Origin of the sequence: Burkholderia sp. Bp9031, assembly GCF_003857965.1 — a bacterium.
Classification (GTDB): Bacteria; Pseudomonadota; Gammaproteobacteria; order Burkholderiales; family Burkholderiaceae; genus Burkholderia; species Burkholderia ambifaria_A.
Genome location: NZ_QTPW01000021.1, coordinates 10632 through 25774, shown reverse-complemented (window position 1 = coordinate 25774; position 15143 = coordinate 10632). Strand labels below are relative to the sequence as shown.

The 15143-nt window shown below is 66.4% G+C and carries 12 protein-coding genes; 1 reads left to right on the top strand and 11 read right to left on the bottom strand.

The window, feature by feature from the left end; genetic code table 11:
* Positions 1 to 88: 88 nt before the first annotated feature.
* Entirely contained in the window at positions 89 to 2887 is a 2799-nt protein-coding gene (gene secA, locus DIE15_RS24085; RefSeq protein ID WP_057926851.1) for a preprotein translocase subunit SecA, read from the bottom strand.
* A gap of 267 nt (positions 2888 to 3154) precedes the next feature.
* Here secA and DIE15_RS24080 point away from each other — a divergent pair, with 267 nt between their 5' ends.
* Positions 3155 to 3634, top strand: coding sequence for a DUF721 domain-containing protein (locus tag DIE15_RS24080; protein WP_057926852.1), 480 nt, complete (start codon positions 3155 to 3157; stop codon positions 3632 to 3634).
* Between the two features lie 76 nt (positions 3635 to 3710).
* On the opposite strand, the gene lpxC is transcribed toward DIE15_RS24080, so the two are convergent.
* The 10 genes from lpxC to murD all read right to left on the bottom strand — a co-directional run bounded on the left by lpxC (position 3711) and on the right by murD (position 15140).
* Positions 3711 to 4628, bottom strand: a complete 918-nt coding sequence (gene lpxC, locus DIE15_RS24075) for a UDP-3-O-acyl-N-acetylglucosamine deacetylase (RefSeq protein WP_057926879.1) — start codon at positions 4626 to 4628, stop codon at positions 3711 to 3713.
* 240 nt (positions 4629 to 4868) lie between these two features.
* Entirely contained in the window at positions 4869 to 5375 is a 507-nt protein-coding gene (locus DIE15_RS24070; protein ID WP_057926853.1) for a peroxiredoxin, read from the bottom strand.
* 200 nt (positions 5376 to 5575) lie between these two features.
* Positions 5576 to 6772, bottom strand: coding sequence for a cell division protein FtsZ (gene ftsZ / locus DIE15_RS24065; protein WP_057926854.1), 1197 nt, complete (start codon positions 6770 to 6772; stop codon positions 5576 to 5578).
* A gap of 111 nt (positions 6773 to 6883) precedes the next feature.
* The gene (gene ftsA, locus DIE15_RS24055; protein ID WP_044844232.1) at positions 6884 to 8116 is read right to left on the bottom strand and encodes a cell division protein FtsA; all 1233 of its coding nucleotides are present in this window, start codon (positions 8114 to 8116) and stop codon (positions 6884 to 6886) included.
* A 26-nt stretch (positions 8117 to 8142) separates the two neighbouring features.
* Positions 8143 to 8895 carry a cell division protein FtsQ/DivIB gene (locus DIE15_RS24050; RefSeq protein WP_057926855.1) on the bottom strand — a complete coding sequence of 251 codons (753 nt, stop codon included), beginning with the start codon at positions 8893 to 8895 and terminating at the stop codon, positions 8143 to 8145.
* A 19-nt stretch (positions 8896 to 8914) separates the two neighbouring features.
* Complete coding sequence (locus tag DIE15_RS24045) at positions 8915 to 9856, bottom strand: D-alanine--D-alanine ligase (RefSeq protein ID WP_057926856.1); 942 nt, start codon at positions 9854 to 9856, stop codon at positions 8915 to 8917.
* Position 9857: 1 nt separating this feature from the next.
* On the bottom strand, positions 9858 to 11255 hold the full coding sequence (murC, locus tag DIE15_RS24040) for a UDP-N-acetylmuramate--L-alanine ligase (RefSeq protein ID WP_124834539.1): 1398 nt from the start codon (positions 11253 to 11255) through the stop codon (positions 9858 to 9860).
* A complete protein-coding gene (gene murG, locus DIE15_RS24035; RefSeq protein WP_057926858.1) occupies positions 11252 to 12355 on the bottom strand; it encodes an undecaprenyldiphospho-muramoylpentapeptide beta-N-acetylglucosaminyltransferase in 1104 nt (367 codons plus the stop codon). Before murG ends, murC begins: the two co-directional genes overlap by 4 nt.
* Positions 12352 to 13635 (bottom strand): putative lipid II flippase FtsW, encoded by a 1284-nt coding sequence (ftsW, locus tag DIE15_RS24030; RefSeq protein ID WP_124834538.1) that lies wholly within the window; start codon positions 13633 to 13635, stop codon positions 12352 to 12354. Before ftsW ends, murG begins: the two co-directional genes overlap by 4 nt.
* A complete protein-coding gene (murD, locus tag DIE15_RS24025; protein WP_124834537.1) occupies positions 13632 to 15140 on the bottom strand; it encodes a UDP-N-acetylmuramoyl-L-alanine--D-glutamate ligase in 1509 nt (502 codons plus the stop codon). Before murD ends, ftsW begins: the two co-directional genes overlap by 4 nt.
* Positions 15141 to 15143 lie beyond the last annotated feature (3 nt).

Genomic DNA, 15143 nt, shown 5'->3' with positions numbered 1-15143 from the left:
CCGGCGGCCGCACGAGCGGGCCGCCGCAACTCACGTCACTGACTCGAAGCTGCGAACGAAGCGGCACGCGAATGCGCGCCGCCGCCGATCATGACAGCTTCCCGTGACATTGCTTGTACTTCTTGCCGCTGCCGCACGGGCACGGGTCGTTGCGGCCGACCTTCGGCATTTCGCCGCCGGGGCCGCTGTGGGTCATCGCGCTACCGACCATGTCGGCCGTCGCGGCGGCCGCCGTGGCGGCTGCAACGTTCGCCACCGGCGCACCGGATTCCGCGTAGTCGGCGTGCTGGTATTCGACGTTCTCGAGATGACCGCTGCGCTCCTCGATCTGCTCGGCGGCTTCCTCGAGCTGTTCGGGCGACTGGATCTGCACGTTCATCACGATGCGCGTGACTTCCTGCTTGATCGCCTCGAGCATCGCGGCGAACAGCTCGAACGCTTCGCGCTTGTACTCCTGCTTCGGGTTCTTCTGCGCATAGCCGCGCAGGTGGATACCCTGGCGCAGGTGGTCAAGCGCCGCGAGGTGCTCGCGCCACAGGCGGTCGACCGTCTGCAGCATGACCGAACGCTCGAACGCGCTGAACGATTCGCGGCCGACCATCGCGACCTTCGCCTCGTACTGCTCGTCGGCGGCGGTCGTCACGGCTTCGAGAATCTCCTCGGCCGTGATCGACGACGACTCGTTCACCATTTCCTGGATCGCGAGGTCGAGCTGCCAGTCGTTGCGCAGCGCTTCCTCCAGCTCGGGCACGTCCCACTGTTCCTCGATGCTGCCTTCCGGCACGAACTGACGGACGACTTCGGTGATCACGCCGTGACGCATCGCCGCGATCGTCTCGGTGATGTCGTGCGCTTCGAGCAGTTCATTGCGCTGCTGATAGATCACCTTGCGCTGGTCGTTCGACACGTCGTCGTATTCGAGCAGCTGCTTGCGGATGTCGAAGTTGCGCGCTTCGACCTTGCGCTGCGCGGATTCGATCGAACGCGTGACGATGCCGGCCTCGATCGCCTCGCCTTCCGGCATCTTGAGACGATCCATGATCGAGCGCACGCGGTCGCCCGCGAAGATGCGCAGCAGCGGATCATCGAGCGACAGGTAGAAGCGCGACGAGCCTGGATCGCCCTGACGGCCCGCACGGCCGCGCAGCTGGTTGTCGATCCGGCGCGATTCGTGACGCTCGGTGCCGATGATGTGCAGGCCGCCTGCGGCCTTCACCTGTTCGTGCAGCGTTTCCCACTCGTCGTGCAGCTGCTTGATGCGGCGGGCCTTTTCGTCGGCCGGAATCGCTTCGTCGGCTTCGATGAACGCGGCCTGCTTCTCGGCGTTGCCGCCGAGCACGATGTCGGTACCGCGGCCGGCCATGTTGGTCGCGATCGTGATGCGGTTCGGGCGACCAGCTTCCGCGACGATCGCGGCTTCACGCTCGTGCTGCTTCGCGTTCAGCACTTCGTGCGGCAGCCCGGCCTGCTTCAGCAGGTGCGACAGCAGTTCCGAGTTCTCGATCGACGTCGTGCCGACCAGCACCGGCTGACCGCGCTCGTAGCACTCGCGAATGTCGCGGATCACCGCGTCGTAGCGCTCCTTGGCCGTCTTGTAGATCTGGTCCTGCTTGTCGATCCGCTTCGGCGGACGGTTGGTCGGGATCACGACCGTCTCGAGGCCGTAGATTTCGTTGAATTCGTACGCTTCGGTGTCCGCCGTACCCGTCATGCCCGCGAGCTTCGCGTACATCCGGAAGTAGTTCTGGAACGTGATCGATGCGAGCGTCTGGTTCTCGCTCTGGATCTTCACGTGCTCCTTCGCCTCGACCGCCTGGTGGAGGCCATCGGACCAGCGGCGGCCCGCCATCAGGCGGCCCGTGAATTCGTCGACGATCACCACCTCGCCGTTCTGCACGACGTAGTGCTGGTCCTTGTAGAACAGCGTGTGGGCGCGCAGCGCCGCGTACACGTGGTGCATCAGCGTGATGTTTTGCGGCGCATACAGGCTCTCGCCCTCGCCGATCAGGCCCCACTCGGCGAGCAGCCGCTCGGCCTTCTCGTGGCCCGACTCCGTCAGGAACACCTGGCGCGATTTTTCGTCCAGCGTGTAGTCGCCCGGCTTCTCCACGCCCGTGCCGTCGGCCTTCTCCTCGCCGATCTGGCGCTCGAGCAGTGGCGGCAGCGCGTTCATCCGCACGTACAGTTCGGTGTGATCTTCCGCCTGGCCCGAGATGATCAGCGGCGTACGCGCCTCGTCGATCAGGATCGAGTCGACTTCGTCGACGACCGCGAAGTTCAGTGCCCGCTGCACGCGCGCGTCGGTCTCGTAGACCATGTTGTCGCGCAGGTAGTCGAAGCCGAACTCGTTGTTCGTACCGTAGGTGATGTCCGACGCGTAGGCCTGCTGCTTCTGATCGTGCTCCATGCCGGACAGGTTGATGCCGACCGACAGACCGAGGAAGTTGTAGAGGCGCGCCATCCATTCGGCGTCGCGCTGCGCGAGGTAGTCGTTGACCGTCACGACGTGCACGCCGCGACCCGCCAGCGCATTCAGGTACACGGGCAGCGTCGCGACGAGCGTCTTGCCCTCGCCGGTGCGCATCTCCGCGATCTTGCCGTAGTGGAGCACCATGCCGCCGATCATCTGCACGTCGAAGTGGCGCATCTTCAGCACGCGGCGGCTCGCCTCCCGGCAGACCGCGAACGCCTCGGGCAGCAGCTTGTCGAGCGACTCGCCGCCCGCGATCCGCTGGCGGAACTCATCCGTCTTGCCGCGCAACTGGTCGTCCGTCAGCTTCTCGATCTGCGTTTCGAGCGCATTGATCGTCGCGACGGTCTTTTGATATTGCTTGACGAGCCGCTGGTTGCGGCTGCCAAAAATTTTCTGGAGAAAACCGGTTGTCATCGGATCGGATCCTGCGTCGCAGCACCGGCGCCCGGCGCGTGTTGCGCGCCCCGACGCCCGAGCCTCGGCGGCTTAGCGAATTAGTGGAATCAAACGAGGAATTTTAGCACGCGGGAAAGCATGCGCCCGTGTCCCGGCTGGACTCACGCCGCGCGCCGAACCCGCGCTGGCAACCGGACACGCGGCCCGAAAGCCGCCCGTGCGCGAGCCGGCGCGGGTACAATCGGCATCAACGTCTGCGCCCGTGCACGCCCGAAGAATGCCTCGATGAACCGATTTTCCAAGCGTTTCGGCCCGCTCCCCGCGTATCGCCCGCAACCCGTGTCCGAAGTGCTCAACCGCACCGACGCGTTCGCGGCACTGCGCGCCGGTGTCGAACAGGTTGCGTCGCTGCAGCGCGACCTCACCGCGCTCCTGCCCGACTATCTCGCCAGTCATGTCGAACCGGGCTCCATCAAGGACGGTACACTGACCCTCTTTGCCGCGCACAATGCGCTCGCTGCCCGGCTGCGGCAGGTCGAGCCGCGCCTGCTCGCCGATCTCCAGAAGCGTGGCTGGCCGGTCTCGGCGCTGCGCGTGCGCGTGCGGCCGAAGGACGCGCCGGAGCCGCCGCACGTCAAGCAGGCGCGCATGACGACCGTTGGCGCTACCGCGTTGCGCGAGCTCGCCGATCACCTCGAGCCGTCGCCGCTGCAGGCCGCGCTCGCGCGTATGGCTGCGCGGCACGGCGCGAAATCGTCGCGCTGAAGGGGCTTCCGGCCGCGCTGCCCAACAAAAAAGCGACCCGAAGGTCGCTTTTTTTATCGCTCGTGCCGGACGCCGATCAGGCGAAGGCTGTCTGCGTGTCGAACGCGAAGCCGCTCGGCGCAGCTTGCGGATCGTCGAACGTGACGATCTCGTACGCGTCTTCATGCGCGAGCAGCTCGCGCAGCAGCGCGTTGTTCAGCCCGTGACCCGACTTGTACGCCGTGTACGACGCCAGCAACGGATGGCCGACCACGTACAGGTCGCCGATCGCGTCGAGCATCTTGTGCTTCACGAACTCGTCGTCGTAGCGCAGTCCGTCGTTGTTCAGGATCCGGTACTCGTCGAGCACGATCGCGTTGTCCATGCTGCCGCCACGTGCGAGGCCCAGCTCACGCATCATTTCGACTTCGTGGGCAAAACCGAACGTGCGCGCACGCGCGATCTCGCGCACGTACGACGTGTTCGCGAAGTCGACCTCGAGTTCCTGGCCGGTCTTGTCGACGGCCGGGTGACGGAAGTCGATCGTGAACTTCAGCTTGAAACCGAAAAACGGATCGAGACGCGCGAACTTGTCGCCGTCGCGGATTTCGACCGGCTTCTTCACCTTGATGAAGCGCTTCGGCGCGTTCTGCTCCTCGATGCCGGCGGACTGGATCAGGAACACGAAGGACGCAGCACTGCCGTCCATGATCGGGATTTCCTCGGCCGTCACGTCGACATAGAGATTGTCGATGCCGAGGCCGGCGCACGCCGACATCAGGTGCTCGACGGTCGACACGCGCGCGCCATCCTTCTGCAGCACCGACGCGAGGCGCGTGTCGCCGATCGACATCGCGGATGCCGGAATGTCGACGGGCGTGGGCAGGTCGACACGCGAGAATACGATCCCCGTGCCCGGCACAGCCGGGCGGAGCGTCAGTTCGACCTTGCGGCCCGAGTGGAGACCGATGCCCACGGTCTTCACGATCGATTTGATGGTGCGCTGCTTCAGCATGGTGTTCTTCATCTTGATTGAGAATATCAATCAGGAGCTATATTCGATAGGTGGGATTATAGCGTAATTCCCTATTCAACGCTGTTTGAAACCGCGTATCAATCTGTTTCGACTGTTTACCCGCATCGATACGGGACGGGCCGATGCCCGGAACGGAGGCGTTTCCGGTCATCGACCCGTGTTACAACTGACCTGAGGCTGGTGAGCAGCGTTGCCGGCAGGCAACGGCGCACCGCACAATCAGGACGTCAACGTCGCGAGCACACTCGCCGCATCGCTCACTTCGAACTTGCCCGGCGCTTCGACGGCCAGCGTCTTGACCACACCGTCGTCGACCACCATCGCGTAGCGCAGGGAACGGATTCCCATGCCACGCGCGGACAAATCCTGCGTCAGCCCCAGCGCATGAGTGAAAGCAGCGCTGCCGTCCGCCATCATGCGCACCTTGCCCGCGGTGTGCAGATCACGTCCCCATGCGCCCATCACGAATGCGTCGTTGACGGACACGCACCAGAGCTCGTCGATGCCCGCCGAGCGCAGTTGCTCGGCGTGCTCGACATAGCCCGGCACATGCTGCGCCGAGCAGGTCGGCGTGAAAGCACCCGGCAATCCGAAGATCACCACCCGCTTTCCTGCAACCTGGTCGCGCACGCTGTAGGCATTCGGCCCCAGCGTGCAGCCTTCGCGCGTGTCGTCGATGAACTCGAACAGTTGCGCGTCGGGCAGCGCGTCGCCCACTTGAATCATGGCTGGTCCCTCATAGCGATACGGTTTTTCAGCGTATTGCGGACAGCACGTCCCATCCCGCTCCGCTCATGCGAAGAGGGCACGTCTCCCGGCCCGGCGTCGCATCCGACGCGGCCTGTCGTGGTCCGTGGCATCCGTCACGCCGACGTTACCGCGGCAATCTCGGCGATTGCGCCGCGGCTTCGCCTGTGTGTGCGTCGTCAGTCAGCCTGCTTGCGCAGGAAAGCCGGGATGTCGTACGTGTCGACACCCTTCTCCTGCAGCGCCTGCACGTGCGATGCCGCGGTTTCGCGCGAGTTGCGCCATACCGCCGGCGTATCGAGCGCGCCGTAGTCGGCCGTGCTGACGTGTTGCGGCTGCGCATAGCCGTGCGAAACCGCGCTGACCGGCTGGTTGTCGGTACCCGTGCGCAGCAGCGTCATCGGAGCCGATTGCTGCTTCTTCGCCGCACGGCCCAGGCCCGTCGCCACGACCGTCACGCGCAGTGCATCGCCCATCGCGTCGTCGTACACCGCACCGAAGATCACCGTCGCATCTTCCGCCGCGTAGCTCTTGATCGTGTTCATCACTTCGCGCGTTTCCGACAGGCGCAGCGAACGGCTCGACGTGATGTTGACCAGCACGCCGCGCGCGCCCGACAGATCGACGCCTTCGAGCAGCGGGCTCGCCACGGCCTGTTCCGCCGCGAGGCGTGCGCGATCGACGCCGGCAACCGTCGCCGTGCCCATCATCGCCTTGCCCTGCTCGCCCATCACCGTCTTCACGTCTTCGAAGTCGACGTTCACGAGACCATCGACATTGATGATTTCGGCGATGCCTGCGACCGCGTTGTTCAACACGTCGTCCGCGCACTGGAAGCACTTGTCCATCTCGGCGTCATCGCCCATCACGTCGAACAGCTTGTCGTTCAGGACGACGATCAGCGAGTCGACGTGATCCTCCAGTTGCTGCGAACCTGCTTCCGCGACGCGCATCCGCTTGCCGCCTTCGAATTCGAACGGCTTGCTGACGACGCCAACCGTCAGGATGCCCATCTCCTTCGCGATCTGCGCGACCACCGGCGCTGCGCCCGTGCCCGTGCCGCCGCCCATGCCGGCCGTAATGAACACCATGTGCGCGCCGCGCAGTGCATCGGCGATGCGCTCACGCGCCTCTTCCGCCGCCGCCTTGCCCATTTCCGGCTTCGCACCGGCGCCCAGGCCCGTGTTGCCCAGCTGGATCACCGACGATGCGCGCGAACGCGACAGCGCCTGTGCATCCGTGTTCATCACGATGAAGTCGACGCCCTGCACGCCGCGGTTGATCATGTGCTGGACGGCATTGCCGCCAGCGCCGCCAACGCCGACCACCTTGATGATGGTGCCGTTGGTTTCGGTTTCCAGCATTTCGAATTCCATTGTTGCCTCCGTCAAGAGAATAAAGCTACTCGGCCGTTATTCGGCAGGAGATCGGGCAACCCCCTGTCGCGCGCCAGCCGCCGGCACCAGCGCGAATTTCGATTCGGTTCGTCAAAAGTTGCTCAGGAACCATTCCTTCATCCGCGAGAAGATCTGCCCCGCGTTGCCGGACTGCACGGCGACCTTGCGGCCACGCATGCGCTGGGCACTGCCTTCGACGAGCAGGCCCATCGCCGTCGAGTAGCGCGGATTGCGCACCACGTCGGCGAGGCCGCCTGCATATTCCGGCGCGCCGATGCGCACCGGTTTCAGGAAAATGTCTTCGCCGAGCTCGACCATGCCCGGCATCATCGAAGCCCCGCCGGTAATGACCACGCCGGAGCTCAGCAGTTCTTCGTAACCCGACTCGCGCACGACCTGCTGCACGAGCGAGAACAGTTCCTCGACGCGCGGCTCGATCACTGCGGCGAGCGCTTGGCGCGACAGCGTGCGCGGACCGCGTTCGCCGAGGCCCGGCACTTCGACCATCTCGTCCGGGTCGGCGAGCGCCTGCTTGGCAATGCCGTAGCCGACCTTGATGTCTTCCGCGTCCGGCGTCGGCGTGCGCAGCGCCATCGCGATGTCGCTCGTGATCTGGTCGCCGGCGATCGGAATCACCGCGGTATGACGGATCGCGCCTTCGGCGAAGATCGCGATGTCGGTCGTGCCGCCGCCGACGTCGACCAGCACCACGCCGAGATCCTTCTCGTCTTCCGTCAGCACGGCCAGCGACGACGCGAGCGGCTGCAGGATCAGGTCGTTCACTTCCAGCCCGCAGCGGCGCACGCACTTGACGATGTTCTGCGCGGCACTGACCGCGCCCGTCACGATGTGCACCTTCACTTCCAGCCGGATGCCGCTCATCCCGATCGGCTCGCGCACGTCCTCCTGGCCGTCGATGATGAATTCCTGCGTGAGGATGTGCAGCACCTGCTGGTCGGTCGGGATGTTGATCGCCTTCGCGGTCTCGATCACGCGCGCGACGTCGGTCTGCGTGACTTCCTTGTCCTTGATCGCAACCATCCCGCTCGAGTTGAAGCTGCGGATATGGCTACCGGCAATCCCCGTGAACACGTTGGTGATCTTGCAGTCGGCCATCAGCTCGGCTTCCTCGAGCGCGCGCTGGATCGACTGCACGGTGGCCTCGATGTTGACCACCACGCCCTTCTTCAGACCCTTCGATTCGCTCTGGCCGAGGCCGATCACCTCGTAATGGCCTTCGCCCTTCAGCTCGGCGACGATGGCCACCACCTTCGACGTGCCGATGTCGAGGGAAACCAGCAGATCCTTGTAGTCTTTGCTCATAAAGTGCTCTTGCGTGTGATCTCTCGTTACTTCTTGCGCTTGTCGGTATCGGTCAGGAACCGCATGCCTGCCGCACGAATCGCGAATCCGTTCGGATAACGCAGGTCCGCGTACTCGATGTCGTTGCCCCAACGCTCCGTGACGGCCGGCCATGCGGCGACGAGGCGCTGGCTCCGGTCATGCAGGGTCTCGCTGGTGCGCTCCTTGCCCAGCTCGACCTGCATGCCGTTCGACAGCTTCACCGTCCACGCGTAGCGCGCCGACAGCGTCACTTCCTCCGGCGCCGCCTTCAGCGGCGCAAACCAGTTCGTGAAGTCGCGATACCGCGTGACGACCTCCTTCGCACTGCCCTCCGGGCCATCGAACGCCGGCAGTTCCTGATCGAGTTCGCCCTGGTTCGCGGTGAACAGCTCGCCGTCGACACTCACGAGCTGCGCACTGCCCCAGGTCCCGAGCGGTTTGTACTCCTCGAGCGTGACAGCCAGCGCATTCGGCCACACCCGGCGCACGCTCGCGTGACGCACCCACGGCATCTGCTCGAACGCGGCGCGCGCCGTGTCGAGATCGACCGTGAAAAAATTGCCCTTCAGCCGGCCGACCACGCCCGCACGCACTGTCGGCGTGTTGATGTGCTCGGTGTCGCCGTCGATCCGGATTTCGCGAAGCGCGAACGTCGGACGCTGGATCAGCCAGTAGCAGCCGGCCGCCGCCAACACGAGCAGCAGCAGCGCGTACAGCGCGCTGGCGGCAAGGTTGAGTTGGCGAACGTTGTTCCACATACGTCGTTCCGTTCCTGCGTCAGTCGTTGAGCGTAAGCGACAGCACCTTCACGACCAGCTCCGAATAGCCGATGCCGATCGAGCGCGCGGCCTTCGGCGGCAGCGAGTGGTCGGTCATCCCGGGGGCCGTGTTCACTTCCAGGAAATACGCGTTGCCGGCGGCGTCGAGCATGAAGTCGGCCCGGCCCCAGTCGGTGCAGCCGAGCACGTCGAACGCGCGGCGCGCGATGCGCTTCAGCTCCGCTTCCTGCTCGGCCGGCAGCCCGCACGGAATCAGGTATTGCGTATCGTCGGCGACGTACTTCGCGTGGTAGTCGTAGAACTCGCCCGCCGGCACGATCTTGATCAGCGGCAGGTCGAGATCGCCGGCGATGCACGCGGTGTATTCGCCGCCGCCTTCGATGCTCTTCTCGACGATCACGATCTTGTCGTGCGTCGCGGCTTCCGACAGTGCGGCGGGCAACGCGTCGGCCGTCTTCACCTTCAGCACCGCGACGCTCGAGCCTTCGCTCGCCGGCTTCACGAACAGCGGCAGGCCGAGCTTCGCGACGATGTCCGTCGCGCGCGCCGCGTAGTCGTCGCCGCGCATCACCGTCTCGAACGGCGGCGTCGGCACGCCCGTCTGCTGCCACACAAGCTTCGTGCGGAACTTGTCGAGGCCGAGCGCCGAACCGAGCACGCCGCTGCCCGTGTAGCGAATCCCGTAGAAATCGAGCGCGCCCTGGATCTGGCCGTTCTCGCCATAGCCGCCGTGCAGCGCGTTGAACGCGCGCACGAAGCCTTCATCCTTCAGCGCCGATAGCGGCCGCTCGGCCGGGTCGAACGGATGCGCGTCGATGCCCGCGTCGCGCAGGCCCTGCAGCACGAGGCGGCCCGAGGTGAGCGACACCTCGCGCTCGGCGGATTCGCCGCCGAACAACACCGCCACCTTGCCGAAACGTTTCGGATCGATCCCGCTCATGTCATGCCTTCTGTTGTGTGTGTTGCACGAGCTTCGCCGGCACGCCGCCGATCGAACCCGCGCCCATCGTGATCACCACGTCGCCGCTCAGCGCGACCCTGACCAGTGCGTCCGGCACGTCGTCGACCGTCGCGACGAACACCGGGTCAACCTTCCCCACCGCGCGCAGCGCACGCGACAGCGCGTCGCCGTTGGCCGTCGCGATCGCCGCTTCGCCAGCGGCATAGACTTCCGTCAGCACCAGCGCATCGACCGTCGACAGCACGTTGACGAAGTCGTCGAAGCAGTCGCGCGTGCGCGTATAGCGGTGCGGCTGGAACGCCAGCACGAGGCGGCGGCCCGGGAACGCGCCGCGCGCGGCCGCGATCGTGGCGGCCATCTCGACCGGGTGGTGGCCGTAATCGTCGATCAGCGTGTACTGGCCGCCGTCCGCGCTCGGCACCTCGCCGTAGCGCTGGAAGCGCCTACCGACGCCGTTGAATTCCGCCAGCGCCAGTTGGATCGCGTCGTCCGACACGCCGAGATCGCTCGCGATCGCGATCGCCGCGAGCGCGTTCTGCACGTTGTGCAGGCCCGGCAGGTTCAGCACCACCGCGAGCGGCGAGCGGCCTTCGCGGATCACCGTGAAGTGCATGCGGCCGTCTCGCGCGTCGATGTCTTCCGCGCGCACCTGCGCGTCCGGCGACAGCCCGTAGCGCACGACCGGCTTCGAGATGAACGGGATGATCTGCCGCACGTTCGGATCGTCGACGCACACGACCGCACTGCCGTAGAACGGCAGGCGCTGCGTGAATTCGATGAACGCCTGCTTGAGCCGCGCGAAATCGTGGCCGTAGGTGTCCATGTGGTCGGCGTCGATGTTCGTGATGACTTCGATCACCGGATACAGGTTCAGGAACGACGCGTCCGACTCGTCGGCCTCGGCGACGATGAAGTCGCCCGTGCCGAGTCGCGCGTTCGCGCCGGCGCTGATCAGCCGGCCGCCGATCACGAAGGTCGGATCGAGGCCGCCCGCCGCGAGCACGCTCGCGACGAGGCTCGTCGTCGTGGTCTTGCCGTGCGTGCCGGCAATCGCGATCCCCTGCTTCAGGCGCATCAGCTCAGCGAGCATCACCGCGCGCTGCACGATCGGCACGCGCTGGTGCCGTGCGGCCAGCACTTCGGGGTTGTCCGAGCGCACGGCCGTCGACACGACGACCGCGTTCGCGCCCTCGATGTTCGCCGCGTCGTGGCCGATCGCGATCCGCGCGCCGAGCGCCTCGAGACGATCGGTCACCGCGTTGCGCGACAGGTCCGAGCCGCTGACCTCGTAGCCGAGGTTGACGAGCACTTCGGCGATGCCGCTCATGCCCGCGCCGCCGATCCCGACGAAATGAATATGTTTGACGATGTGTTTCATTGCAGTATTTCCAGGTTCGCGCCAGCCACCTTCGCGCAGACGCGCGCGACTTCGTCGGTAGCCTCGGGCTTTGCCAGCGAGCGCGAACGCTCCGCCATGTCCGCGAGCGAGGCCCGCGACTGGCCGTGCAGCCAGTCGGCGAGCAATTCCGCCGACAGGTCGCGTTGTTGCACCAGCACCGCCGCGCCCGCATCGGCGAGGAATGCGGCGTTGGTCGTCTGGTGATCGTCGACTGCATACGGGAACGGCACGAACAGTGCCGCCACGCCCACCGCCGCGATCTCCGACACCGTCATCGCGCCGGAACGGCAGATCACGAGATCCGCCGCCGCGTACGCGGTCGCCATGTCGTCGATGAACGGCACGAGCCGCACGTCGTCGCCGCCCGAGAAACCGGCCGCTTCGTAATTCGCCTTCAGCGCGTCGATGTGCTTCGCGCCGGCCTGATGCACGATGCGCGGGCGCTCGCCCGGCGCCAGCAGCGCCAGCGCACGCGGCACGACTTCGTTCAGTGCGGCCGCGCCCAGGCTGCCGCCGACCACCAGCACGTTCAGCGGACCGCTGCGCGACGCATAGCGTGCTTTGGGTGTTTCCGTGCGCGCAAGTTCCGCGCGAATCGGGTTGCCGGTCCATTCCGCGTGCGGCAGTGCGCCGGGGAACGCGACGAGCACGCGCTTCGCGAATTTCGCGAGCACCTTGTTCGCGAGACCGGCGATCGAATTCTGTTCGTGCAGCACGAGCGGACGGCCCGACAGCGCGGTCATCACGCCCGCCGGGAACGTGATGTAGCCGCCCATCCCGAGCACGACGTCCGGCCGCACGCGGCGCAGCGCGCCGAGGCTCTGCCAGCATGCGCGCAGCAGGTTGAACGGCAGCGTCAGCTTGGTCTTCAGGCCCTTGCCGCGCAGTCCGCCGAAGCGCACGTATTCCATCGGAATGCCGTGCTTCGGCACGAGCGTCGCTTCCATCCCGGCCGGATTGCCGAGCCATACGACGCGCCAGCCCGCCGCCTCCATCCGGTGCGCGACCGCGAGCCCCGGGAACACGTGGCCCCCGGTGCCGCCTGCCATCACCATCAGCGTGCGTTGCGACGCGGTCATACCTTCCCTCCCCGCATCAGCACGCGATTTTCATAGTCGACCCGCAGCAGTACGGCGAGCGCAACACAGTTCAGCAGGATGCCCGAGCCGCCATAGCTCACGAGCGGCAGCGTCAGGCCCTTGGTCGGCAGCAAACCGAGGTTCACGCCCATGTTGATGAAGGTCTGCGCCCCGAACCAGATGCCGATGCCCTTGGCCATCAAGCCCGCGAACGTGCGGTCGAGCGCGAGCGCCTGGCGGCCGATCTCGAACGCGCGGCGCACGATCCAGTAGAACAGCAGGATCACCACCAGCACGCCGACGAAGCCGAGTTCCTCGCCGATCACCGCGAGGATGAAGTCGGTATGGGCTTCGGGCAGGTAGTTCAACTTCTCGACGCTGCCGCCGAGGCCGACGCCGAACCACTCACCACGGCCGAACGCGATCAGCGAGTGTGTGAGCTGGTACGCCTTGCCCTGCGCGTAGCGTTCGTCCCACGGATCGAGATACGCGAAGATCCGCTCGCGACGCCACGGCGACAGCCACACGAGCATCGTGAAGGTGCCGACCGCCGTCGCGACCAGGCCGCCGAACAGCTTGCCGTTCACGCCGCCGAGGAACAGCACGCCCATCGCGATCGCGGCGACCACCATGAACGCGCCCATGTCCGGCTCAAGCAGCAGCAGCGCGCCGACGAGACCGACCGCGAACGCCATCGGCAGGAAGCCCTTCGCGAAGCTCTGCATGTACTCCTGTTTGCGCACCGTGTAGTTCGCTGCGTAGATCGTCACCGCGAGCTTCATGATTTCCGACGGCTGCATGTTCGTGATGCCGAGCGGAATCCAGCGGCGCGCACCGTTCACGCCCTTGCCGACGTGCGGGATCAGCACGATCACGAGGCTGACCAGCGCGATCAGGAAGAGATGCGGCGCGTATTTGTCCCAGGTCGACACGGGCACCCGGAAGGCGATCACGGCCGCGATGAACGCGACGACCAGCGAGATCACGTGGCGCATCAGGAACGCGTAGTCGTGATACGACGCGTATTTCGGCGAATCAGGCATCGCGATCGACGCCGAATACACCATCACGACGCCGAGCCCGAGCAGCGCGATGGCGACCCACAGCAGCGAGTAGTCGAAGTCGAGCATCCGCGAGCGACTCGGCCGCACGCCGTTGACGACGCTCGCGAGGCCGCCGGTCGCGGCGCGCGTGGCCGACGAGACGCGGCCGCCCGCGGCATTGCCGCCGGTGTCGCGCCGGTCGTTGAAACGGGAGACGAGGCGATCGGACCAGCTCATGGCGTCGCTCCTTTGTCGATGGCGATTTCATCCACCGCCGCGCGGAACACATCCGCGCGATGGGCGTAGTTCCGGAACATGTCGAGGCTCGCGCAGGCAGGCGACAGCAGCACCGCATCGCCCGGCTCGGCGAGATCGGCGGCGGCACGCACCGCATCTTCGAGCGTCGCGTGGTCCGCGAGCGGCACACCGGTTTCGGCGAGCGTGTCGCGAATCGCCGGCGCGTCGCGGCCGATCAGCATCACCGCGCGGCACCAGCGCGCGACGGGCGCGATGAGCGGCGCGAAATCCTGACCCTTGCCGTCGCCGCCCGCGATCAGCACGATCTTCTGCGCAAGCCCATCGAGCGCGGCCACCGTCGCGCCGACGTTCGTTCCCTTGCTGTCGTCGACGTAGTCCACGTCGTCGATCGTCGCGATCACTTCGACGCGATGCGCTTCGCCGCGGTATTCGCGCAGCGCGTGCAGCAGCGGCGCGGCCGGCAGGTCGATCGCACGCGCGAGCGCGAACGCGGCCAGCGCGTTCGCCGCGTTGTGCAGCCCGCGGATTCGCAGCGCGTCGGCCGGCATCAGGCGCTTCTGCGCGATGTCGGGCGTATGCGCGCCGTCGCGCTTGCGCCTGCGGCTCGTCGTCTCGTCCGGCGCGTCGCGGTCGACCGCCTCGACCAGCCACGCGATGCCATTGTCGCGCGACAGGCCGTAGTCGCCGTCCTGCGTCGGCTCGTTCAGGCCGAACGTGATCGTGCGTGCCGCATCCGCGGCGCCTGCCGCCGGCGCGAACTTCATCACGGCCGCATCGTCGCGGTTGAGCACGCGCGTCGTCGTCGCACCGAAGATCCGGCCCTTCGCCGCCGCATACGCGTCGAAGTTGCCGTGCCAGTCGAGGTGATCCTGCGTGATGTTGAGAATCGCAGCCGCATCGGGCGCGAACGTGCGCGCCGTCTCGAGCTGGAAGCTCGACAGTTCGAGCACCCAGACGTCGGGCAGCGCCGTCTCGTCGATCGCGCCCGCGAGCCGATCGAGCATCGCCGGGCTGATGTTGCCGGCGACGGCGACCTTCTTGCCCGAACGCTGGCACAGCAGGCCCGTGAGGCTCGTCGTCGTGGTCTTGCCGTTGGTACCGGTGATCGCGAGCGCCTTCGGCTGGTAGCCGCTCGTGCCGAGCGCGCGCAGCGCCTGCGCGAAGAATTCCAGTTCACCCCACACCGCGATCGCGCGCTCGTTCGCGGCCGCGACCAGCGCCGCGAGTGCCGGTTCGAGCGGCGACAGGCCGGGGCTCAGCCCGACGATCTCGACGCCGCCGTCGAGCAGCGCGGGCGTGAACGGCCCGCCGACGAACTCCGCATCGATGCCTTCGGCCTGCAGCGCGGCAAGGTTCGGCGGCGCCTCGCGGGTATCGGCAATACGCAGCCGGCACCCGTGCCTCGCGCACCACCGCGCGATCGCGAGACCCGATTCACCGAGCCCCAGTACGAGCACCATCGGCCGCTGCCGATCTCCAAACATCTC